At 62.5% G+C, this 19,674-nt stretch carries 21 protein-coding genes; 11 read left to right on the top strand and 10 right to left on the bottom strand.

Translation table 11 applies throughout. The annotated features are described in order from the left end of the window. Positions 1-96: 96 nt before the first annotated feature. Positions 97-495 carry an alternative ribosome rescue aminoacyl-tRNA hydrolase ArfB gene (gene arfB / locus GM668_RS13280; protein WP_155439438.1) on the top strand — a complete coding sequence of 133 codons (399 nt, stop codon included), beginning with the start codon at positions 97-99 and terminating at the stop codon, positions 493-495. A gap of 14 nt (positions 496-509) precedes the next feature. Here arfB and GM668_RS13275 read toward each other — a convergent pair whose 3' ends face one another. Further along, positions 510-1,172 carry an O-methyltransferase gene (locus GM668_RS13275; protein ID WP_155439437.1) on the bottom strand — a complete coding sequence of 221 codons (663 nt, stop codon included), beginning with the start codon at positions 1,170-1,172 and terminating at the stop codon, positions 510-512. An 81-nt stretch (positions 1,173-1,253) separates the two neighbouring features. Here GM668_RS13275 and GM668_RS13270 point away from each other — a divergent pair, with 81 nt between their 5' ends. Continuing rightward, positions 1,254-1,895 (top strand): TetR/AcrR family transcriptional regulator, encoded by a 642-nt coding sequence (locus GM668_RS13270; RefSeq protein WP_155439436.1) that lies wholly within the window; start codon positions 1,254-1,256, stop codon positions 1,893-1,895. Further along, on the top strand, positions 1,892-2,617 hold the full coding sequence (locus tag GM668_RS13265; RefSeq protein ID WP_155439435.1) for a dienelactone hydrolase family protein: 726 nt from the start codon (positions 1,892-1,894) through the stop codon (positions 2,615-2,617). Before GM668_RS13270 ends, GM668_RS13265 begins: the two co-directional genes overlap by 4 nt. Positions 2,618-2,622: 5 nt before the next feature. Here GM668_RS13265 and GM668_RS13260 read toward each other — a convergent pair whose 3' ends face one another. Continuing rightward, complete coding sequence (locus GM668_RS13260) at positions 2,623-3,474, bottom strand: LysR family transcriptional regulator (protein WP_211923385.1); 852 nt, start codon at positions 3,472-3,474, stop codon at positions 2,623-2,625. A 93-nt stretch (positions 3,475-3,567) separates the two neighbouring features. On the opposite strand from GM668_RS13260, the gene GM668_RS13255 reads away from it, so the two are divergent. Both GM668_RS13255 and GM668_RS13250 read left to right on the top strand, forming a co-directional pair. Beyond that, positions 3,568-4,425 carry an alpha/beta fold hydrolase gene (locus GM668_RS13255; RefSeq protein ID WP_155439434.1) on the top strand — a complete coding sequence of 286 codons (858 nt, stop codon included), beginning with the start codon at positions 3,568-3,570 and terminating at the stop codon, positions 4,423-4,425. 91 nt (positions 4,426-4,516) lie between these two features. Further along, positions 4,517-5,605, top strand: a complete 1,089-nt coding sequence (locus tag GM668_RS13250; protein ID WP_170305626.1) for a transporter — start codon at positions 4,517-4,519, stop codon at positions 5,603-5,605. Positions 5,606-5,614: 9 nt separating this feature from the next. On the opposite strand, the gene GM668_RS13245 is transcribed toward GM668_RS13250, so the two are convergent. After that, positions 5,615-6,844 (bottom strand): cyanate transporter, encoded by a 1,230-nt coding sequence (locus GM668_RS13245; protein WP_155439432.1) that lies wholly within the window; start codon positions 6,842-6,844, stop codon positions 5,615-5,617. 201 nt (positions 6,845-7,045) lie between these two features. Here GM668_RS13245 and GM668_RS13240 point away from each other — a divergent pair, with 201 nt between their 5' ends. Further along, positions 7,046-7,489, top strand: coding sequence for a GNAT family N-acetyltransferase (locus tag GM668_RS13240; protein WP_155439431.1), 444 nt, complete (start codon positions 7,046-7,048; stop codon positions 7,487-7,489). A gap of 16 nt (positions 7,490-7,505) precedes the next feature. Here the strand turns inward: GM668_RS13240 and GM668_RS13235 are convergent, their stop codons facing one another. Next, complete coding sequence (locus GM668_RS13235) at positions 7,506-8,297, bottom strand: alpha/beta fold hydrolase (RefSeq protein ID WP_155439430.1); 792 nt, start codon at positions 8,295-8,297, stop codon at positions 7,506-7,508. A gap of 170 nt (positions 8,298-8,467) precedes the next feature. Further along, positions 8,468-9,391 carry a LysR family transcriptional regulator gene (locus tag GM668_RS13230; RefSeq protein WP_155439429.1) on the bottom strand — a complete coding sequence of 308 codons (924 nt, stop codon included), beginning with the start codon at positions 9,389-9,391 and terminating at the stop codon, positions 8,468-8,470. A 95-nt stretch (positions 9,392-9,486) separates the two neighbouring features. Between GM668_RS13230 and GM668_RS13225 the strand changes: the two genes are divergently transcribed. The 5 genes from GM668_RS13225 (at position 9,487) to GM668_RS13205 (ending at position 14,155) form a co-directional block, all read left to right on the top strand. Next, positions 9,487-10,464 carry a DMT family transporter gene (locus GM668_RS13225; protein ID WP_155439428.1) on the top strand — a complete coding sequence of 326 codons (978 nt, stop codon included), beginning with the start codon at positions 9,487-9,489 and terminating at the stop codon, positions 10,462-10,464. Between the two features lie 12 nt (positions 10,465-10,476). Continuing rightward, on the top strand, positions 10,477-11,229 hold the full coding sequence (locus GM668_RS13220; RefSeq protein ID WP_155439427.1) for a helix-turn-helix transcriptional regulator: 753 nt from the start codon (positions 10,477-10,479) through the stop codon (positions 11,227-11,229). A 60-nt stretch (positions 11,230-11,289) separates the two neighbouring features. Then, the gene (locus tag GM668_RS13215) at positions 11,290-12,243 is read left to right on the top strand and encodes a DMT family transporter (RefSeq protein WP_371868695.1); all 954 of its coding nucleotides are present in this window, start codon (positions 11,290-11,292) and stop codon (positions 12,241-12,243) included. A 128-nt stretch (positions 12,244-12,371) separates the two neighbouring features. Further along, positions 12,372-13,556 carry a zinc-dependent alcohol dehydrogenase gene (locus GM668_RS13210; protein WP_155439425.1) on the top strand — a complete coding sequence of 395 codons (1,185 nt, stop codon included), beginning with the start codon at positions 12,372-12,374 and terminating at the stop codon, positions 13,554-13,556. 11 nt (positions 13,557-13,567) lie between these two features. Continuing rightward, a complete protein-coding gene (locus tag GM668_RS13205) occupies positions 13,568-14,155 on the top strand; it encodes a hypothetical protein (RefSeq protein ID WP_229499271.1) in 588 nt (195 codons plus the stop codon). Positions 14,156-14,164: 9 nt separating this feature from the next. Here GM668_RS13205 and GM668_RS13200 read toward each other — a convergent pair whose 3' ends face one another. From GM668_RS13200 to GM668_RS13180, 5 genes are all read right to left on the bottom strand, one after another. Further along, positions 14,165-15,931: an amidohydrolase gene (locus GM668_RS13200; protein WP_155439424.1), complete on the bottom strand. Its 1,767-nt coding sequence runs from the start codon at positions 15,929-15,931 to the stop codon at positions 14,165-14,167. Positions 15,932-15,936: 5 nt separating this feature from the next. After that, the gene (locus GM668_RS13195; RefSeq protein WP_155439423.1) at positions 15,937-16,284 is read right to left on the bottom strand and encodes a c-type cytochrome; all 348 of its coding nucleotides are present in this window, start codon (positions 16,282-16,284) and stop codon (positions 15,937-15,939) included. A gap of 53 nt (positions 16,285-16,337) precedes the next feature. Continuing rightward, positions 16,338-17,021 carry a hydrolase gene (locus GM668_RS13190; RefSeq protein WP_170305633.1) on the bottom strand — a complete coding sequence of 228 codons (684 nt, stop codon included), beginning with the start codon at positions 17,019-17,021 and terminating at the stop codon, positions 16,338-16,340. A 340-nt stretch (positions 17,022-17,361) separates the two neighbouring features. Continuing rightward, positions 17,362-18,264 (bottom strand): LysR family transcriptional regulator, encoded by a 903-nt coding sequence (locus tag GM668_RS13185; protein WP_155439422.1) that lies wholly within the window; start codon positions 18,262-18,264, stop codon positions 17,362-17,364. Positions 18,265-18,351: 87 nt separating this feature from the next. After that, on the bottom strand, positions 18,352-19,665 hold the full coding sequence (locus GM668_RS13180) for a DUF3138 family protein (protein WP_155439421.1): 1,314 nt from the start codon (positions 19,663-19,665) through the stop codon (positions 18,352-18,354). Positions 19,666-19,674 lie beyond the last annotated feature (9 nt).

Genomic DNA, 19,674 nt, shown 5'->3' with positions numbered 1-19,674 from the left:
GCGTGTCTCCTGGCAGTGATGATGCCAGCTTACCTGTTCGCCACCGGTACAATGTCGGAACGCCACCCGGCAATGTGTAGGAATTTGTAGGATTACATGCCCGTCACCATCAACCCCGCCGAAGTCGAGTTCAGCGCAATCCGCGCGCAGGGACCAGGCGGACAAAACGTCAACAAGGTTTCGTGTGCCGTGCATGCGCGGTTTGATATTGCCGCATCGTCGCTGCCGCAGCATATCAAGCAGCGCATGCTGGCGCTGCGTGACAGCCGCATCACGGAAGATGGCGTTGTCGTCATCAAGGCGCAGCAATCGCGCAGCCTGGAACAAAACAAGGAGGACGCGCTGAACCGCCTGCAGCAACTGGTCGACCAGGCTGCCGATATTCCAGCGGTGCGGCGCCCCACCCGCCCGACCCGCGCATCGCAGCGCCGCCGGCTCGATGGCAAAGCCCGCAGCGGGCAAATCAAGGCGCTGCGGGGCAAGGTGCTTGATTAGCAGCCCGATCCGCGTCAGCGCTTCATCGACAATTCCACTTCGCCAGGGAATGGCAGCGACAGATAGCCGCCGTCCGGATTGCGTATCTGCGCCACGTATTCCGGGCAGTAATCCGCATTGTCGGCAATGATCAGCGCACCGGGGCGCAGGCGGTCTTCCAGCAGGCGCAGCACGTCGAAATACAAGCCTTTGGCGCCATCGAGCAGCAGCATGTCGATTTGTTCCGGCAAGCCGGTGCGCAGGGTTTCCAGTGCATCGCCTTCGCGGATTTCCACCAGGTCCAGCAAGCCGCCCGCCGCCAGGTTGTCGCGGGCGCGCTGCGCTTTCGAGGGTTCGAATTCCGTCGTGATCAATCGGCCGCCACCATTGTCGCGCAGGGCGGCGGCCAGGTGCAGCGTCGAGATGCCGAACGACGTGCCGAATTCAACGATCACACGCGCCTGGCTGCTGCGCGCCAGCATGTATAGCAGCGTGCCGGTTTCCCGCGACACGGGGATTGCCACATCCTTCAGGCGCGCATACACGGCGCGGTATTCGGTTTTGCTATTCAACATGCGTTCACGCTCGGCTACCGGTAGTGCGGCAAATTCGGCCAGCGCCGGGGTTTGCACGTTTTCCGCTTCGGAAAACAAGCGCTCCAGCAGCGCGGCGACAGGGGCGGACATCAGGGTCGTCATGGGGGTATTCCTTTCTGAAGTAAGAGCTGAAATAATATGAAGAATCCTTCACATTTCATATTCGCGTTCCCAGTCCCCGCCATGAGCGACCGCCCAAGTTCCCGGATTTCCTCGCGCCGCAAGCCGAAACAGGCCCGCTCGAATGACCTCGTCAGCGCGATTTTGCAGGCGGCTATTCAGGTTTTGGCCAAAGAAGGGGCGCATCGCTTCACGACGACGCGGGTGGCGGAACGGGCCGGTGTCAGCGTGGGCTCGGTGTACCAGTACTTCCCGAACAAGGCATCGATCCTGTTCCGCTTGCAGAGCGATGAATGGCGGCAAACCACTGCCATGCTGGCGGCGATTTTGCAGGATGCGCGCATGCCGCCGTTGCAACGGTTGCGCAAGCTGGTGCACACGTTCGTGCGGTCGGAATGCGAGGAAGCGGATGTCCGCACTGCGCTCAACGATGCGGCGCCCTTTTACCGCGACGCGCCGGAAGCGCTGGAAGCCAAAGCAACTTGCGACCGCATGTTCCAAGTCTTCATGCAAGAAGCGCTGCCCGGCGTGGACGAAGCCGCGCGTGCCATCGCGGCGGATCTGGTCACGGCGGCCATGAGCGCCGTCGGCCAGAAATTTTCAGAAACGCCTCGTACCAGCGAAGAAATCACGGCCTATGCGGATGCACTGGCCGATATGCTGTGCGCTTACCTGGCGCACTTGTCCAATCCAGGAAAACCATGACCCACTTCAAACGCAAAGCGCTGGCCATGCTGGCCGGCATCCTGTTGACCTTTAATGCGAGCGCCAATGCCGATTCCGGCGTGCTGTTCTATCCCGCCACTGGCGACGGCAAGCACGCGTCTGCCGTAATGCTGCATGGCTATAGCTGCATCGACGATTGCATGCCGGCCTTCAAGCGCTATGCCGATATGCTCAATGCCCAGGGGCTCGACGTGTACTTCGTCAAGTATTACGACGACAGCGACCGGCGTGCGCTCGCTGACGGCACCCTCGACCAGGGCCCTGCTTATGCAGCCCGCTTCAAAAAATGGACCGGTCACGTGCGTGCAGCCATCCACAACGTCAAAGCGCAGCCGCGTTCCGATGGCCATGTGGCGCTGCTCGGGTTTTCGCAGGGCGGCCGGCTGGCCATTGCCAGCGCGGCCAATAACCCCGACGTACAGGCACTGGTAGGGGTGTACGCCGCCTTCCCGCGCACCGCTGAGTTGGATGCGGATATCACTGCATTGCCACCGACGCTGCTGCTGCACGGCAGCGGGGATACTGTGGTTCCATTGGCGGATGGCGAAGCCGCTTATGCCCAAGCCCAGGCGCTGGGCGCGGCGCAGGAGCTGGTGGTGTATCCCGGCGAAGGGCATGGTTTTGATTTCAGCGAGAAGGGCAAAGCGGCAATCGATGCGCGCCAGCGCGTGGTGGCGTTTGTGCAGCGCCAGCTGAAGTAAGACCGTCAGCGCCGCAATTCCGACATGATTTTCTCCGCAAGGAAATCCACCGGCGGCCGGTTGGATTTGCTGCTGCGCGCGAGGATCACCTCCAGCTCGCCAATTTCCGGCAACCCCTGTGCCTGGCCCAATACGCTGAGGTGAGCCGGCACCGCGCAGCGCGCCAGCGGCGCCACGGCCAGTCCCGCTTCCACCATGCTCAACAGCCCCATCAAACTGGGGCTTTCATACGATGTCCGGTAAGGAATCCTGGCGCGCTCCAGGCTGCGGATCGCATTTTCGCGCGCCACGCTGCCGGGCAGGAAAACCGCAATCGGCAGCGGCCGTTCGCGCCAGATATCTTTCGCACTCGGCGTGGCGGCCCACACCATGGGTTCAAAGCGGATGAACTCTCCCGACAAGCCTTTGACGCGCGTGGCGCACACCAGATCGACGGAGCCATCCTTGACCATCGGCGCCAGCGCCACGCTGGGCAGTCCCACCACCTGGATTTGCACCTTCGGGTACGTGGCAGAGAATTTTTTCAAGATCGATGGCAGCAGCGAATACGCGTAATCGTCCGGTACGCCAATCACCACGCGGCCCGTGATGTCTGGCCGCACGATGGCGGCCCACGCTTCGTCGCGCAGCGCCAGCATGCGCCGTGCGTATGTCAGCAAGACTTCGCCGTCCTGCGTCAGCGTCACACTGCGCGGCTTGCGCACGAACAGCGGCTTGCCCAGCGCGGTTTCCAGCGTCTTGATTTGCATGCTGACCGCCGATTGCGTGCGGTGCACGACTTCCGCTGCGCGCGTGATGTTGCCCGTGTCGGCCACGGCCACCAGCATGGTCAAAACGTCAAGGTCGAGTGCTTTCATGGTGTTGGTATCAGAAAAACTGATTGATGCAATCAATATTATGCGATTTTCTTAGGCTAACACGTCGGGCATAGTAGTGGCAAAGGAGGTCACATGAACGCACGCACCAACCCATCCATCTTCGCTTCGCCTGAACTGTACTTCGCCACGCTGTTGTCCGGCATGCGCGTGCCATACGTGGCGTCCGGCGCTGGGGAACCCGTGTTTTTCGTGCATGGCTCCCTGTGCGACTACCGCTACTGGAATAGCCAGATCAACGTGTTGTCTAAACAGTTCTTCTGCGTTTCCACCAGCCTGAGCCACTACTGGCCGGCCGATGACGCCCGCACCCACAGTGAATTCAGCTGGCAGGCGCACGTGGACGAACTGGCGGAATTCATCACGGCCATGAACGTGGGCCCCGTGCACCTGGTGGGCCATTCGCGCGGCGGCGCCGTGGCATTCCAGCTGGCGCGCCAGCACCCCCACCTCGTGAAATCGCTGGTGCTGGCCGATCCGGGCGGCCCGCTGCAAATCGACGGCATGCCGGAAGCCGTACTGCCTGCCGCAACCCTGGCCGTACGCGCCAAGGCTGCGGAATTGATCGAGCAGGGCGACGTGGAAGCGGGACTGGAAATGTTTGTGGATTCCGTCAGCATGCCCGGCATCTGGCGCAAGAGTTCCAATAATTTCCGCACCATGGCGATCGACAATGCCGCCACGCTGCCGAAGCAATTCCGCGATCCGCTGCCCGCCTATAGCCGCGTGGCAGCCGGCGAAGTGACATGCCGGACGCTGTTGATCAACGGTGAAAAAAGCCCGCGCATGTACCGCGACAATATCGACAAGCTGGTGGAGTGGATGCCGCATGCGGAACAGCAGACCATCGCCGGCGCGTCGCACGGCATGAACGTGACGAATCCGGCAGCATTTAACCGGTTGATCCAGGCGTTTGTGGAAAACCAGCAGTAACACGGCTTTCGCATAAGGGGAGTGACACCCCTTGCGCAGTCTCTTTTTCGGCCCGACAATGCCGGCCGCAACGCGCAGAAACGGAGACGACATGCACACCTGGAAAACCACGGCGGCCGCCATTGTTGCGGCTTGCGTAGCAACGCAACCTGCGGCCGCAGCGGACAACTTTCAATTACGGTACAACCTGGCCGGCAACCTCGGCGGCGAATTGTTCGCCGCGCGCGACCAGGTTGGCTGGGCTGGCGGCCTGGCGTTGACCGCAATGGAAAACAGCAGGGTGACGGGCGATAACGGGCTGGCGCTGACGCGCACGATTCCCGGCGGGACCGTGCCGTTGCCGAATACGCCCAGCGCCTTATACCCTGCTTACAGCGCCAGCGTGGCGCAGGTTGCCGGTACGGGCACGCAAAAGCAGGCCAATCTGGGACTGGCTTACATCACTGAAGAACACTATGGCGGCGGGCGGCTGGCGTTTTTGCTGAACGTCCCATTCGCTAAAAAAACACAGCGCTTCGAAGCCATGGCCGCGACGCCGGCGCTGAACTGGAGCCCGGCGATACCGGCGCCCGTGCGGGCCGCCGTCACGGCGAGTTTCAATCGCCAGTACCAGGCGCAGATCGGAATACAGGCTGGCGAATCAAGCGGTGAAACCACCGGTATGGGCGATGTGGAAGTGCAGGCTGGGTGGCGCTACGTGCAGGACCAGTTGCGCGTGCTGGCCGGGGCATCCGTGGTGCTCCCGACCGGTAAGTACAGCGCGGCGGCGGGGCCGGACACTGGTTATGGCAATTACACCACGTTCCGGCCGGCAGTGCAGGCAACATGGCTGCCTGTTGCCGGCGTGGCGCTGTCCGGCAAGGTGACGTGGGCCGTGAATACCCGCAACCGGGACAATGATGTACGCAGCGGGAACTGGGCCGGCCTGGAGCTGGCCGCAGGCTATCAGACTTCATTGGGCGTGCTGGGATTGAACGGCTTGCGCGTCCAGCAATACCAGGCCGACAGCGGGAATCCTTGGGGCAGCGGCAAGCTGCGCTCGACCAATGCGGGCGTGTTTTACACCGTGCGGCTGGAGCCGGTGAATGCGGCGATGACGTTGCAGTACATGGCCACCACCGCGTCCCGCAATGCCCGGCATGGGAATTTTTCGCAGTTGCGGATAACGAAATTCTTTTGATGGCCAGCCTTACGCGGCTCGGGCCGCCGGCTGCATCGTGGCCGCATAACTGGCCGGGCTGATGCGCCAGTACAGCGCTGCCACGACCGCCACGCACGCCAGATGCAGCTGCCATCCGGCCAGATAGCTGCCCGTCATGCCATGCAGCGCCGCCACGATCCACGGCGGCAGCGACGCCATCAGGAATCCTCCGCCCTGCATCAGCGCCGACAGCGCGCCAGCCTGGGCCGGGTCTGGCAAATGGTCGAGCGCGACAATCAGCGACAGCGAAAAACAGCCGCCCAATCCCGCGCCCAGCAGCAATACCCATGCAACCGGCGCCACGTCAGGGACGAATGCCAATGCCGCGTAACCGGCCGCCTGGAGCCCCATCGTCAGCCACAGCCACGGGCGGCGGTCTTGATGCTTGCGGGCCAGGATCGGCAGCAGCAGTGCGGAACACGCCTGGCATGCCGACATGATGGCGAACAGGCTGCCGCTGGCGGCGGCGCTCCAGCCATGTTCGCGGTAAAACGGCGCCAGCCAGGCCACCACGGTGGAAAAGCCGCCATTCATCAAGCCGAAGCAAACCATCAGCAGCCACACGCGGGGTTTGCGCAAGTAATCCATGACGGCCAGATGGCCCGGCTGCGTGCCGGTATCGCGCGGCAGGCTGCAGGCGGCCAGCGCCAGCGCCGCGGCGGCCGGCAATGCCATCCACGCCAGCCCTGCGTGCCAGTCGCTGGCTGCGTTGGCGGCCCGTGGCGCCATTTGCGCGCCCAGTGCGCCGCCCACCATCAGCATGGCGGAATACAGCCCCATGACAACGCCTACGTGCTTTGGAAACTGCCGCTTGATAATGCCGGGCAGGACGGCCTGGATCACGGCGACGCCGAGCCCCATCAAGGCAGCGGTGCCCACGATTTGCCAGCCCGCCGTCGTGTACAGCCGCAGCATCGACCCCAGCACCAGCAAGGCCAGCGCGGCAATGATGGAACGCCGCGCGCCGATGCGCGCTTGCAGGAAGGGGCCGCCAAAGGCAAACACGCCCATCAGCAGCATCGGCACCAGGGTCAGCAGCGATAAGCCTTGCAAATCCAGGCCCGTCTGCGCACCGATATCGGCGGCCAGCGGGCCAATGCCGGTAATGAATGGCCGCAAGTTCAGCGCCACGGCGGCGATGGCGGCCAGCATCAGCACGGCGGGAACGGTTTTCTCGCGCGTCGTTGCGCTGCGCAGGTAGCGGCAGTCATCGGTCATCTGGTTCCCCTTCTCCATGCCGGCCGACTATAGCGGCCCGCCGATATATTGGGAATTCAGCCATCCAGATAACATGTATCGATTTTTCTGCATGTCTGTTTGACCAATACGGGGACGCGGCCGGTGGTGATGACTGGTTCCCTGCGAAAAAACAAGGCACTTGCTAAAATGGCATGATCAATCACTTGTCCGGAATCCAGCATGCCTGTCGAAATCGCCACCATTTTCAACGTCAACGAAGCTGCCGTCCTGTTTGACCAATACCGGGTTTTTTATGGCAAACCATCCGACCTGGATGCGGCAAAACGTTTCCTGTCCAAGCGCATGACCCATCAGCAATCCGTGATTTTATTGGCGCGGAACGACGCGGGCGCGTGCGTGGGATTCAGCCAGTTGTATCCCACTTTCTCGTCCGTCTCGATGCGCAAGAAATTCATCTTGAATGACTTGTTCGTGCTGCCTGAAGCACGTGGCGCCGGCGTGGCCACGGCACTGCTGGAATACGCCAAGCGGGTTGCCCGCGAGTACGGTGCGCTGGCGCTGACGTTGTCGACCGCCGTGGACAATGCCACTGCGCGCCAGCTATATCAAGCCAATGGCTGGGAGCTGGAACAGGATTACGTGTCGTACGATTTCTCGCTGTAAAAGGCCGCGTGCCGTATCAGCGCAACACGGCAGTAATGGCGTCGATGACGGCCTGTGGCTGTTCGCGCTGGATGTAGTGGCCGGATTTGGCGATGGGTTCGGCACGGGCAGCACCCGTCATGCGGGCCCAGTCCGCGCTGAGGCCATCGACGGATTCCTTGAATGATGCGGACATCAGCATGCTGGTTTCCGTGCTGATGAGGACTCGCGCTGGTACATGCAGCGGCGCTGCCATGTTGATGGTGTTCAGGCAGCCGGTCTGGTCATCGAACTCCCGGCGCATGGCAGCCTGGAACATGACGCTACCCATGGTTTTTATGGCGCTAGCCGTTGTGGGCATGTCGCGCTGCAGGGTTTCCCAGTGCCGCGGATGCGTCGGGTCCAGCAGCACGATACCTGCCACGTCGGCCGGATACATCTTCGCAAATACATACTGGTACAAACCGCCCAGCGAATGGCCGACCAGCAGATATGGCGGCTTCACGCCTGCCACTTGCAATACACGCCGCTCTTCCGCTGCAATGGTGCATGCATCGCGCGGCCCGGGGATCATGCGGCTGGCGCCATAGCCGGGGCGGTCATAGGCGAATACCTGCGCATGCTGCTGAACGGCAGGCAGTACCTGGCTCCATACGACTTTTCCATCGCCGAGGCCGGACTGGAAAACCACGGTAGGATTGCCCGGGCTGGCCGGTCCCACCAGTGCATAGCTGACATTCCCGTCTGGCAGAGCGGCGGTACCGGTGGTGGAGACAGCGGCGCAGCCGGACAGCAGCACGGCGGCGGCAAAGAGTATGGCCTTGGTCATAACGAGCTCCTGATGCTTGGAAGAATTGCATCTAGAGTACGTATCCTGCGCCGGGGTGTTGCCGCCTTTTACATGCGCTTACATTGTGCGCAGGCATGGGGGCGCCTGCCCAGGCCAATGACGGCATTGCCGGTGTCAGATGACTTGCAAGTCTACTTCGGCAACGTGGGCTATGACTTTGACGATAACAGCGGCGTGCGGCCTGTGCTGGAAGCGCCGGACAGGTAATGCACCAGCTGCCGCGCATGGGTCGACAGCGTATCCCACGCACGGATACAGATGCGCAGCTCGCGTGTCGCCCACGCGTTATCCAGCGCCACCGTCGTGACAGGCAAATCGTGGATATAGCGCGCTGCAGCCACTTCCGGCAGCATGGCGATGCCGGCTTTTTCCGCCACCAGTTGCGCGATGGCGGAAAAGCTGGGCGCCCGCACGCGGATCTTCAGCGGCCGCGCATTTTGCCGGGCCATGTCTTCGATAAAGCGCTGCATGGCGCGCTCCGGCGGCAGGCACACGAACGGATAGTCCAGCGCATCTTTCAATTGCACGGCGCGGCTGTGCGCCAGCGGGTGGCCGGCCGGGACCAGCAGCACCAGCTTATCGTGCCGGAATGGCAGCGACGTGACGCTGCCGGTGGCCACATTGCCATCGAGGACGCCGATATCGGCCAGGCCGGTTTGCACGGAATGCAGCACGTCGGTACTGTTTTGTTCCACCAGCTGTAAATCCACTTCCGGGTAATCGCCAAGGAACGGGCCCAGTGCGGCAGGCAAAAACGTGCTGTTGGCGACGGTGGTGCCGGCCAGCCGCAACGTGATGCGGCGCTGGCCCGTCAAATCGCGCACCGTGTCCTTCAACCCTTCCACGCCTTGCAGCACGTGGCGCGCATGGTCCAGCACCAGGCGGCCCGCCGGCGTGGCGTCCATGCCGTCCGCATGGCGCTGGAAGATGGTTAAACCGCAGCGCTCTTCAAAATGCCGCAGCCGGTTGCTGGCGGCGGACAGCGCGATGGGAAAGGCTGCCGCGGCTTTACTGAGGCTGCCCGCATCGGCAATGGCCACCAGCAGCCGCAAGTCCACCAGGTCGAAATGCATGGGGTTTCTCCCTACGAGAAGGGTGGGTATGTGAAACAAGCATTCTAGCGAACTTTGCTTCGCGCCAAAATAAGGCTCGATCACGGAGGTCTGATATGAAACGCGCACCCATCCCCTTGCAAACCTGGCTCCATGATGGGCGGCTGTATGCCGTGCTGTCCGCGGCTGGCTTCAGCCTGAAGGCCGTGTTCGTCAAGCTTGGGTATGCGGCCGGTCCGGTCGATGCGCTGACCCTGCTGGCGATGCGCATGGGATTTGCGCTGCCGCTGTTTGCATGGCTGGTGTGGCTGAGCAGGGATACGCCCAAGGCGCCGCTCAGCGCCGCGGACATCGTGCATATCCTGTTACTGGGCTTGTTCGGCTACTACCTGTCCAGCCTGTTCGACTTTTATGGCCTGGAATACATCAGCGCGGGACTGGAACGGCTGATCTTGTACGTGTATCCAACGCTGGTATTGGTGTTCCAGGCCATCGCCCGCCGCGCCATGCCGTCCGGCCGCGTGGCGCAGGCCATGGCGGTTTGCTATGCGGGGCTGGCCATTGCATTTATCCATGACGCGGGCGCCGCATCGGAAGGCGCGCATGTGTGGCTCGGTGGCGCGTGGGTGTTTGCCAGCGCCGTCACGTATGCGCTGTATTACCTCGGCACGGGCGCCATGGTGGGCCGTATTGGCTCCATGCGGTTGACGGGGCTGGCCGGCGGCGCGTCGTCGCTGCTGGTGCTGGCGCATTACTGGATGGCGGGCCGCCCTTCTGCCTTGCTGTCATTGCCTGCGGGCGTGTGGTGGAATGCGGGGCTGATGGCGGTGCTGTCGACGGCATTGCCGGTGTACTGGATGGCGCTGGCGATCCAGCGCATGGGGGCGGCCCAGGCGGCGGCATTTGGCAGCCTCGGGCCGGTGTTGACGGTGGTGGCCAGCTGGGCGCTGCTGGGGGAAGCGTTGTCGGCTTACCAGCTGGGCGGGTTGGCGCTCGTGATGCTGGGGGTGGCGCGGTTGAAGCCTTGTGCGGCAGATAAAGTGGAGAGGGCCGCTGCACCCGCCGTCACGGTCCCCGGCCGGCCATCATGCTAGACTCATGGGACCATGATTCCCACCCTTGCCCTTCACCAGCGCAGCTATGGCGCGCTGCAAGACCCGGACCGCCACGCCTACGCGCAGCTGGTGCTGCCCGTGGCGGGCGAAGTGCGGCTCGACATTGAAGGCAAGGCGGGACGGCTCGATCCCGTGCATGGCGCGCTGGTGCCGCCCGGCGCGTGGCATGCGCAATGCAGCGCCGTCAGCAACCGTTCGCTGATCCTCGATGTGGATGCCGGCGCCATGACGCACGGCATGTGGGCGCGGCTGCTGGATCAACCGTTCATGACGCTCAGCCCTGCCGCCCGCAAACTGATTGACTACCTCGGCATGATGTCGGAACAGCATGCGGCGCCACCGGCCGTGCTGCAAGGCTGGCTGCCCCTGCTGCTCGATACGCTGGCGCTGGTGGACCCGCAGCCGGTATCGCGGCTGGCGGCGTTGCTGGCCCGCATCCAGGGCGAACCGGGCTTGCCATGGACCACGGATACGATGGCGCGCTGCGCCGGCGTCAGCGTCAGCCGGCTGCATGCGCTGTTCCGCGAAGAACTCGACGCCACACCGCACGCGTGGCTGTTGCAACAGCGGCTGGAATACGCGTGCACGTGGCTGGCCGGCAGTGGCCGGCAGGTGGCGGACATTGCGCTGGCAGCGGGCTTTGCCGACCAGAGCGCGCTGACCAAAGCCATGCGCCAGGCCATGGATACCACGCCTGCCGCGTACCGCAAGCGCATGCTGGAGAATTTGACAAAAACGCAGTAGAACGCGACAGGAATGGCACGCGCAATCCGGCCAACATCCCTGCTTTCAGGGAGACGCATGATGGCCGGAGCACAATCGACGACGAATTCTTTCAATACCTCGGTGCCGGGGATGGCTTCCGGCCTCATGGCCGGCGTCGCCGCAGGCGCCATGTGGGGCCTGGTCTTTATCGCACCCCGGCTGGCGCCGGACTTCGCGCCTGTGCAACTGTCCGCCGGGCGTTATCTCGCCTATGGCATCGTGGCCGCCATCCTGGTGGCGCCTTCATGGCGCAGGCTGACAGCGCGGCTCACGGGACGCGAATGGTGGGCGCTGCTGTGGCTCAGTTTTCTCGGCAATATCCTGTATTACGTGTTCCTCGCCAATGCTGTGCAACGGGGCGGTGTCGCCATGACGTCGCTGGTGATCGGCTTGCTGCCGGTGGCCGTGACCCTGGCAGGCAGCCGCCATGCCGGTGCGGCGCCGCTACGGCGGCTGTTGCCTTCCGTGGCGCTGAGCGTGGCTGGATTGGCGTGTGTTGCGTGGCAATCGCTGTCGGCCGGCGGCATGGGCTCCATGACGGGATTGCTGTGCGCCGTGGGGGCGCTGGTGTCGTGGACTGCGTACGCTGTGCAGAACAGCCGCTGGCTGGCGCGGCTGCATTCCGTGTCGGCCGGTGACTGGAGCTTGCTGACAGGCGTTGTCACGGGCGCCGAGGCGCTGCTGCTGGTTCCGGCTTCACTGGCTGCCCCGATGGCGCATACAGCCCAGCAGTGGTGCGTTTTTATCGGCCTGGTGGCCAGTGTTGCCGTGCTGTGTTCTGTGGCGGGCAACGCCTTGTGGAACCACGCCAGCCGCGTGCTGCCGCTGGCGCTGACGGGACAAATGATCGTGTTTGAAACCCTGTTTGCCATGCTGTACGGCTACCTGTGGGAACAGCGCTGGCCGGCTACGCTGGAATGCGTGGCGCTGGCGCTGCTGCTGGCCGGCGTGGTGTCGTGCGCGCGGGTGCACCGTGGCCATGGCGCCGCTTGACCGCGCGAACGACAGCCTGCGTGCGTCCGCGCACATTCGGTGCTGCGCTTCTTCTCTAAGCTCGATGATTCCGGCCCTGCCATCGGCTTATGGCAGCGTCATCCCTGGATCACTGCTGAGGAGGACTTATGCTTGCGATGGATTACCGCGGTCCCTACCGTGTCCGTGCCGCCCACAAACCCGACCCCCATATCGAACACCCGGGCGACGCCATCGTGCGCGTCACCCGCTCCTGCATTTGCGGCTCGGACTTGCACCTGTATCACGGCCTGGTGCCGGATACACGCGTCGGCAGCACGTTTGGCCATGAATTTACCGGCATTGTCGAAGAAGTCGGGCCCGACGTGCAAAAGCTCAAGCCCGGCGACCGTGTACTGGTGCCGTTCAATATTGCATGCGGCGCGTGCTTCTTTTGCGAACGTGAACTGTACGGCAATTGCCACCATACGAATCCGGAAGCCACGGCAGTGGGCGCGATTTTCGGCTATTCGCACACGGCCGGCGGCTATGACGGCGGCCAGGCGGAACTGGTGCGGGTGCCGATGGCCGACGTCGGGCCGACCGTGATTCCCGATGATATCGACGAAGACGACGCCGTGCTGTTGACCGACGCTTTCCCGACCGGCTACCAGGCAGCGGAAATGGGCGACATCGACGCGGGCGACACCGTCGTGGTGTTTGGCGCCGGGCCGATCGGCATCTTTGCCGCCAAGTCGGCGTGGCTGATGGGCGCCGGCCGCGTTATCGTGGTCGACCACGTCGAATACCGGCTGGAATTCGTCAAGCGCTTTGCGCAGTGTGAAGTCGTGAATTTCCGCGAAGTACAGGACATGGCGCTGCACATCAAGCGCATGACCGATGGCCTCGGCGCCGACGTGTGCATCGACGCGGTCGGCTGCGAAGCGGCCGGCAATGCCGCGCAAACCTTGACCGGCCTGTACACGATGATGCAGGCTGGTTCCGCCACGGCGCTGCACTGGGCGATCAATTCCGTGCGTAAGGGCGGCAATGTGTCGATTGTCGGCGTCTACGGGCCCACGTTCAATGCGGTACCGATCGGCAATGCGCTGAACAAGGGGCTGACCCTGCGCATGAACCAGGCCAGCGTCAAGCGCCACTTGCCGCGCCTGATCGAGCATGTCCGCGCAGGCAACGTGAAACCCAGCGACATCATCACGCACCGCATTCCACTCGAAGAAGTGTCGGATGCGTACCATATTTTTTCCGGCAAGCTCGATCACTGCATCAAGACCATCCTGGTGACGCCGGGCGCGCGGCAGGTGCAGTCGCTTACCGCTGCACCCATGCATTGACAGGAGGCGCCATGGAACCGACCGGACATACCCCCGATGCAATGAAACCGCAACCGCCGCAGGCGCACAGCCACGGCTACGACGAAGGCCACGAACACGACCACCTGCATGCGCCGCGGCGCCCGCTGCCCGACATGTCGCACATCCAGGGCTGGGGCGCGGACCTGGACCGCAAAAACCGCCCCGCCGTGCCGATGGAACGCACGCCGCCGCGCCTGGACGTGCAGCCACTGCCGTTGAAACAGCAGCCGCCATCGGTCGAAGTGCTGGTGTCGCCAGAACACCTGGACGGCTTGACGCCCGTGTTCGGCACCACGGCGCCGCCCAAAGGATTGAGTGGATGGCTGCGGCGCCAGGCGTACAAGATGACGGAAAACGATGTGCGCCACTTCCTCATGCTGGTGCTGGCCGACCGGGTCGACATGGTGGAAGGGCTGGGTGAAGACCTGGCGCGGGGCCACGTGCCGAACGTGCTGGCGGAAATGGGCATCAAAGCCGAGTGGCAGCACAACAAGGCGGGGCTGGTGCGCAAGGCGGCGGTGACGGCAGCGGCCGGCGCAGCACTGTACTGGCTGCTGCGGCGGCGCGGCCGGGACTAGGGTGTATGCTCAGCGGTTCTGGTAGCCGCCATACGTTGCCACTGGGCTCCATGCCGGCGATACCGCCGGCGCTTGCGGCGCCAGTGCGCCATAAGCGCCCGCGCCATACACCACCTTGCCGTTGACGATGGTGAGCACGCTTTCCAGGTTCTTGATTTTCTCGGCCGGCATCGAGAAATAATCGTCCGGCAGCACCACCAGGTCCGCATATTGGCCTGGGGCGATCTTGCCTTTGACTTTTTCCTCGCCGCTCATCCACGCGCTGCCTTGCGTCATCAGGCGCAGCGCGTTATAGCGGCTCAGCACATCCTTGGCTTGCCACATCGGCAAACCGCCCGCGCTCTTGCCCGTCACGGCCCAGTACAGCGACGGCCACGGATTGTAGCTGCTGACGCGGGTGCCGTCGGTGCCCAGGCCGACCGGCACGCCCAGGTCGAGCATCTTGCGGATCGGCGGCATTTGCCGCGTTTGCGGCCCATATTGCTGCCAGTACGCTTCACCCTGGAAGTACATGCGGTTTTGCACGGCGATGCCGCCGCCCAGCTTTTTGATACGCCGGATCTGGTCATCGGTCATGGTCTCGCCATGGTCGACTATCCAGCGCAAGCCATTGAATGGCGTTTTCTTATTGACCTTTTCAATCACCGCCAGGTCGCGCTCGATGCTTTCCGCATACGTGGCGTGGATGCGGAACGGCCAGCGGTTGGCCACCAGCAGCGACAGCACGCTTTCCAGTTCGCCCTCCATGTGTTCCGGCAGCTCCGGCCGTGGCTGCAGGAAGTTTTCAAAGTCGCCGGCGCTCCACACGAGGTTTTCACCGCCCCCTTCCGCGTTGAAGCCATTTGGATAAAACATGTGGTCATTCTTGTTCAACTGGGTCCGTTCCACCCAGCGCTGGAAGTCCTGCAATTCCTTGCCGGGCTTCTGTGCGAACAGGTAATACGACGTGCGCACCGTCAGCTTGCCTTCTTTCGCCAGTTCGATGCTGACGCCGTAATCGTCGGGGAATGCTTGTCCGCCGCCGCCCGCATCGACGGCGCTGGTGACACCCAGCCGGTTCAATTCGCGGTAGTAGTGGACCGTGGAATTCAACTGGTCGGCGCGTCCCAGCTTGCTGGTTTTACCCAAGGTGGAATACAGCACCATGGCGTTGGGCTTGGCCACCAGCAATCCGGTTGGCTGGCCCTGCGCATCGAGCTGCACTTCGCCATCCTGGTAGCGGGTATCCTTGCTGTAGCCCAGTGTTTCTATGCCCTTCTTGTTCAGGTAACCGAGGCCGTACAGGTACAGGATGAACACGGGCTTGTCCGGCACCGCTTCATTGATTTCGTCCAGCGTGGGCAAGCGCTTTTCTTCGAACTGGTGTTCGGTCCAGCCGCCGACCACCTTGACCCATTCGCCATCCGGCGTGCGGGCTGCCTGTTCCTTCAGCATTTGCATGGCGCGCTTGAGCGACGTGACGCCGTCCCAGCGCAATTCCATGTTGTAGTTCAAGCCTTCGCGGATCACGTGCGTATGTGAATCGTTCAAGCCTGGTATCACGGTCTTGCCCTGCACGTCGACGATGCTGGTGGCGCTGCCTTTCAGTTTCAGCATGCGGGCGCTGGTGCCGGTGGCGGCAATCTTGCCATCCTTGATGGCGACCGCCTGCACGAATTCGCCGGGTTTGGCCATGGTGGCGATCTTGCCGTTGGTCAGGATCAAGTCTGCCTGCGCATGGGCGTAGCCGGCCACGAACAGCGCGGCAAGCAGGGCATGTTTAGAAACGGTTTGCATGGTTTTTATCCTTTGGTGGAAGGCTGGCGCATGAATTCAATGGCGTCGCGGATCTGGTCGCGGGTCAGTTCGGGACGGCCGCCTTTGGGCGGCATGGCGCCCAGCCCGTCGATTGCATGGTCAGTGAGTTGCTTTAATCCGGCTGCATCAGGCGCCGCGCGCCGCGCCCACGCTTGGACGTCGCCTGCCTTGGGGGAACTCACCATCACGTTTTCCGGTGCATGGCAGGCCATGCAGACGGCCTGGTAGACCGCTTTTCCCTGGGCCAGGCGCTGGGCCATGTCATGGGCCTGGGCGGTGGGCGGCAATGCCGGCAGCACGGCCAGCATCAGCATGGTGATGGGCTTGAACATGGCGTTCTCCTGGAACTGTAAAGCCGGCGTGGTGCGCCGGCGTTGCCGGTTGCTTACTTGCCTTCTTGCGCCTTGAACATGTCGTTGGCGTAAATCAGGCCCAGGCCATAGCCGCCGCCGTGCTGTTTAGCGGTATTCGTGACTGGAACGTAGGTGGCGCCGCGCGCCCAGTCGCGCTGCAGTTCCAGCATGTATTGCATCCACGTGATCGGGTGCGCGCCAGCCTGCACCATGCGCTGCACGGCCATGTCATGTGCTTCCTTGGTGACGCCGCCCGATGCATCGGTGACGATATAGACGTCGTAACCCTGGTCCATCGCCGACAGCGCCGGCTGCAGCAGGCACACTTCGGTCCACAGCGCAGCCATCACGATTTTCTTTTTGCCGTATTTGTTGACCTGGTCCACCACGCGCTGGTCTTCCCACGTGTTCATCGTCGTGCGGTCGATCGGCTTCTGGTCCGGGAACACGGCCTGCAGTTCAGGGAAGATCGGGCCGCTGAACGATTTGGCGGCCACCGTGGTCAGGATGGTCGGCACCTTGAACGTGGCGGCGGCTTTGGCCAGGCCGGTCACGTTGTTGCGCAATTCCGCGATATCGATGGAACGGGTGGCAAACGCCATCTGTGGCTGGTGGTCGATCAGCAGCAGCGTGTGGTTGTCCGGGGACAGCAGTTTTGGCGATGGCTGGGCTGCCGGCTGTGCGGCTTGCGACGGTGCGGCGGCGGCAAAGGCCATCACGATTGGCATGGCGAATTTGGCGAGGGTTTTGAAGTTCATGATGTCATCTCCATATAATCAAAAATTTCGACAGGTTTTCCGCACAAAGCGGTGACTGGTTAATTGGCCGGCTTCACAGATGGATGCTGTGTTGCGCGACCCAATGGAGCCATTATGCGAAACAAATCCGGATTTAAAAAACGGAAAAGTTATTGGCTTATTGTCGAAAAAATCGAATATAAAAACCGCAAGTGAGGGTACCGGTGGAGAAGGAGGATGGCGAGGCGCGTGGCGGTGTGGGTCCTGCGGCCGGGAAATAGTTGCAAATCACGCTGGTGCCTGGCACCAAATTTGTCAATTACGGCAGCGCCATCACCGCGCGCAAGTCGCTCATGAAGGCTTCGATGATGTCGCCGCGCCGGCTGGCCTTGTGCGCGCACGTGTGGATGGTGACGCGGTACGCCAGTTCGTCCGTATTGAGCGCCTGCAGCAGCCCCAGTTTTTCATAAGGCTCGGCGAAGTGCGAAGGTAAAAAGCCGCAATAGCGGCCGGACATGATCAATACCGCCACCGCTTCCATGTTGTCGGCGCGGGCGCCATAGTTTTGCTGGCCGAAGCGGCTTTCAAATTCCGGTACCGGGTAGCTGCGGCCTATCCATTCATAATTGGCCACGTCGACCGTGCTGATTTTGTCGGACGTGCCATACAGCGAGTGGCCCTGGCCGCAATACGCGATCTGCTTTTCCACGTACAGCGGCACGTATTCCAGTTCCGGCAACTGGTGCCAGAAATAGCCGATGCCCAGGTCCAGTTCCCCGGCCAGCATCTGCTCTTCGATTTCATTGGGCGAGCGGTTGAAGATGTGGAAGCGTACGGCTTCATCGCGCTTGCGGAAATTCGAAATCGCCACACCCAGCTTGGCGTTTTGTGCAGGCGCCGTATGGCCGATCAAGCCGATGCGCAGCGAACCACTGAGTTTCTTTTCAATGTTGCGCGCTTCTTCGCAAAAGTCGTTGACCACGTCCAGCATGCGCCGTGCCGCCTGCGCAAAGCGCTCGCCCTTCGGCGTCAGGCGGAAACCTGCGCGGCCACGGTCGCACAGGCGGAAACCCAGGCGTGCTTCCAGGGTCGACAATTGCGTGCTGATGGTCGACTGGTTCACATTGAGCATGGTTTGCGCCAGCGACAGGCCGCCCGCATCCGCCACCGCTAAGAAAACGCGGATCAGGCGCAAATCGAGATCGGACAGGTTGGTCAGCATGGCGGATCAGGTGGCTGGCTAGCTTGGTGATGATGGCCCATTTTAACGGACGGCGGGCCGCCTGGCTGCGCGGCCCGTCTATACCGGTTAGAACGTTACAACGAGCGACGTGGCCAGCAGCGAGTTGTTCTTGCGGTACAGCGCCGCTTTCTGCGCCAGCAGGACTGCCTGGTTGGCCCAGTCGTAGCGGTACTCGAATTTCAGCTTGGTGTTGGCGTTGATGGTGTACGCGCCACCCAGCGTGATTTCCGAACGGTTCGTTCCCCGCACTTTGCCCGGCGTGCCGGCTGCCGCGGCATTGCTTAAGGCTGCCTCGGTCGGGCCAAAACCATTGCGGTAGTCGCCTGCGCCCAGCATGGCTACGGAGGCATCCGAGCACGCTAACGGAAGGCCCGTGGCGTCAGTGCAGCCAGTGAAGACCGTGCCCAGCGTGCCGCCGCCATTCTTGTCGTTCTTCAGGTAATCGGCGCGCGCCATCAATTCCAGGCGTGGCGAGACCAGGTACGTGCCCAGCACGGAAACCCCGGCCCACTGCGCATCGCTGCCGTTGAACGCCATGTTCTTCCAGCGGCCCACATTGATCTGGCCATTGATCGACAGCGCGCCGCGCGTATAGAACGCATCGGTCGACAGCATGCGCAACCCCTTGTCCATGTACTTGCCGAACTGGCCTGTCACGCCGATGCCGGCAAATTCACTGTGCGCATAATCTGTGCGGAACACGAAGACCGGGCTGCGGTTGTTGTCCGCGTGGCTGGACTTGTTCATGTTGGCCAGCAGCGCTTTCGTGGTCCACGCGCCGCGCACGAATTCCACACCGGCGCCCGCGTAATAGCTGGGCTGTGTGAAATCAAACAGCAAGTTGTGCGTGACCAGCTTGGTCTGGTGCGACAGGAAGTATTCGTAACCCGTGAAGTCGGCAAACTGGCCCGCTACCAGTTTCACATCCTGTTCTTCCAGCGGCACGGACACTGTCGCTTCATGGATCACGGAACCCAGGTTGAACGTGGAACTGGCGCTCTTGTGCGGCACCAGTTGCAAGTGCCACTTGGTGCCGCCTTCCATTTCCTTATCGATTTGCAGCATGGCCATGCCGAAGAAGGAATTGTCGAACGCATACGACGAATCCTGCGCGGCGGCGCCACGGTCGATCGCGTCGAAGTTATTCAAGAAATTGAAGCCGGAACTGCGGCGGTTGCGGCTAGCGATATACGTTGGGTCCAGCATGCCGCTGATCTTCAGGCCGGCCATGCCGGACTCGGTTTTCGCATCTTCCAGCGCATCGATTTTCACTTGCATGCGCTTGACTTCCGCACGCAGCTGTTCGATTTCAGTATCCGCCGCATACGACGATGCCGCTGCGATCAGGCAAGGCAATGCCAGGGTGAGGTGCTTGAACATGGTGTCTCC

Origin of the sequence: Pseudoduganella ginsengisoli (genome assembly GCF_009720865.1) — a bacterium.
Taxonomy (GTDB): domain Bacteria; phylum Pseudomonadota; class Gammaproteobacteria; order Burkholderiales; family Burkholderiaceae_D; genus Rugamonas; species Rugamonas ginsengisoli.
Note: the sequence above shows the minus strand (reverse complement) of the source record. Positions and strands in the feature narration are given on the sequence as shown.

What these genes read in the sequence shown, in the direction of transcription:
- arfB (WP_155439438.1), top strand. Translation starts at nt 97, where the DNA reads ATGCCCGTCACCATCAACCCCGCCGAAGTCGAGTTCAGCGCAATCCGC.
- GM668_RS13260 (WP_211923385.1), bottom strand. Translation starts at nt 3,474, where the DNA reads ATGAAAGCACTCGACCTTGACGTTTTGACCATGCTGGTGGCCGTGGCC.
- GM668_RS13195 (WP_155439423.1), bottom strand. Translation starts at nt 16,284, where the DNA reads ATGTTCAAGCCCATCACCATGCTGATGCTGGCCGTGCTGCCGGCATTG.
- GM668_RS13255 (WP_155439434.1), top strand. Translation starts at nt 3,568, where the DNA reads ATGAACGCACGCACCAACCCATCCATCTTCGCTTCGCCTGAACTGTAC.
- GM668_RS13250 (WP_170305626.1), top strand. Translation starts at nt 4,517, where the DNA reads ATGCACACCTGGAAAACCACGGCGGCCGCCATTGTTGCGGCTTGCGTA.
- GM668_RS13205 (WP_229499271.1), top strand. Translation starts at nt 13,568, where the DNA reads ATGGAACCGACCGGACATACCCCCGATGCAATGAAACCGCAACCGCCG.
- GM668_RS13190 (WP_170305633.1), bottom strand. Translation starts at nt 17,021, where the DNA reads ATGGCCTTTGCCGCCGCCGCACCGTCGCAAGCCGCACAGCCGGCAGCC.
- GM668_RS13240 (WP_155439431.1), top strand. Translation starts at nt 7,046, where the DNA reads ATGCCTGTCGAAATCGCCACCATTTTCAACGTCAACGAAGCTGCCGTC.
- GM668_RS13215 (WP_371868695.1), top strand. Translation starts at nt 11,290, where the DNA reads ATGGCCGGAGCACAATCGACGACGAATTCTTTCAATACCTCGGTGCCG.
- GM668_RS13180 (WP_155439421.1), bottom strand. Translation starts at nt 19,665, where the DNA reads ATGTTCAAGCACCTCACCCTGGCATTGCCTTGCCTGATCGCAGCGGCA.
- GM668_RS13270 (WP_155439436.1), top strand. Translation starts at nt 1,254, where the DNA reads ATGAGCGACCGCCCAAGTTCCCGGATTTCCTCGCGCCGCAAGCCGAAA.
- GM668_RS13275 (WP_155439437.1), bottom strand. Translation starts at nt 1,172, where the DNA reads ATGACGACCCTGATGTCCGCCCCTGTCGCCGCGCTGCTGGAGCGCTTG.
- GM668_RS13200 (WP_155439424.1), bottom strand. Translation starts at nt 15,931, where the DNA reads ATGCAAACCGTTTCTAAACATGCCCTGCTTGCCGCGCTGTTCGTGGCC.
- GM668_RS13185 (WP_155439422.1), bottom strand. Translation starts at nt 18,264, where the DNA reads ATGCTGACCAACCTGTCCGATCTCGATTTGCGCCTGATCCGCGTTTTC.
- GM668_RS13210 (WP_155439425.1), top strand. Translation starts at nt 12,372, where the DNA reads ATGCTTGCGATGGATTACCGCGGTCCCTACCGTGTCCGTGCCGCCCAC.
- GM668_RS13230 (WP_155439429.1), bottom strand. Translation starts at nt 9,391, where the DNA reads ATGCATTTCGACCTGGTGGACTTGCGGCTGCTGGTGGCCATTGCCGAT.
- GM668_RS13225 (WP_155439428.1), top strand. Translation starts at nt 9,487, where the DNA reads ATGAAACGCGCACCCATCCCCTTGCAAACCTGGCTCCATGATGGGCGG.
- GM668_RS13265 (WP_155439435.1), top strand. Translation starts at nt 1,892, where the DNA reads ATGACCCACTTCAAACGCAAAGCGCTGGCCATGCTGGCCGGCATCCTG.
- GM668_RS13235 (WP_155439430.1), bottom strand. Translation starts at nt 8,297, where the DNA reads ATGACCAAGGCCATACTCTTTGCCGCCGCCGTGCTGCTGTCCGGCTGC.
- GM668_RS13245 (WP_155439432.1), bottom strand. Translation starts at nt 6,844, where the DNA reads ATGACCGATGACTGCCGCTACCTGCGCAGCGCAACGACGCGCGAGAAA.
- GM668_RS13220 (WP_155439427.1), top strand. Translation starts at nt 10,477, where the DNA reads ATGATTCCCACCCTTGCCCTTCACCAGCGCAGCTATGGCGCGCTGCAA.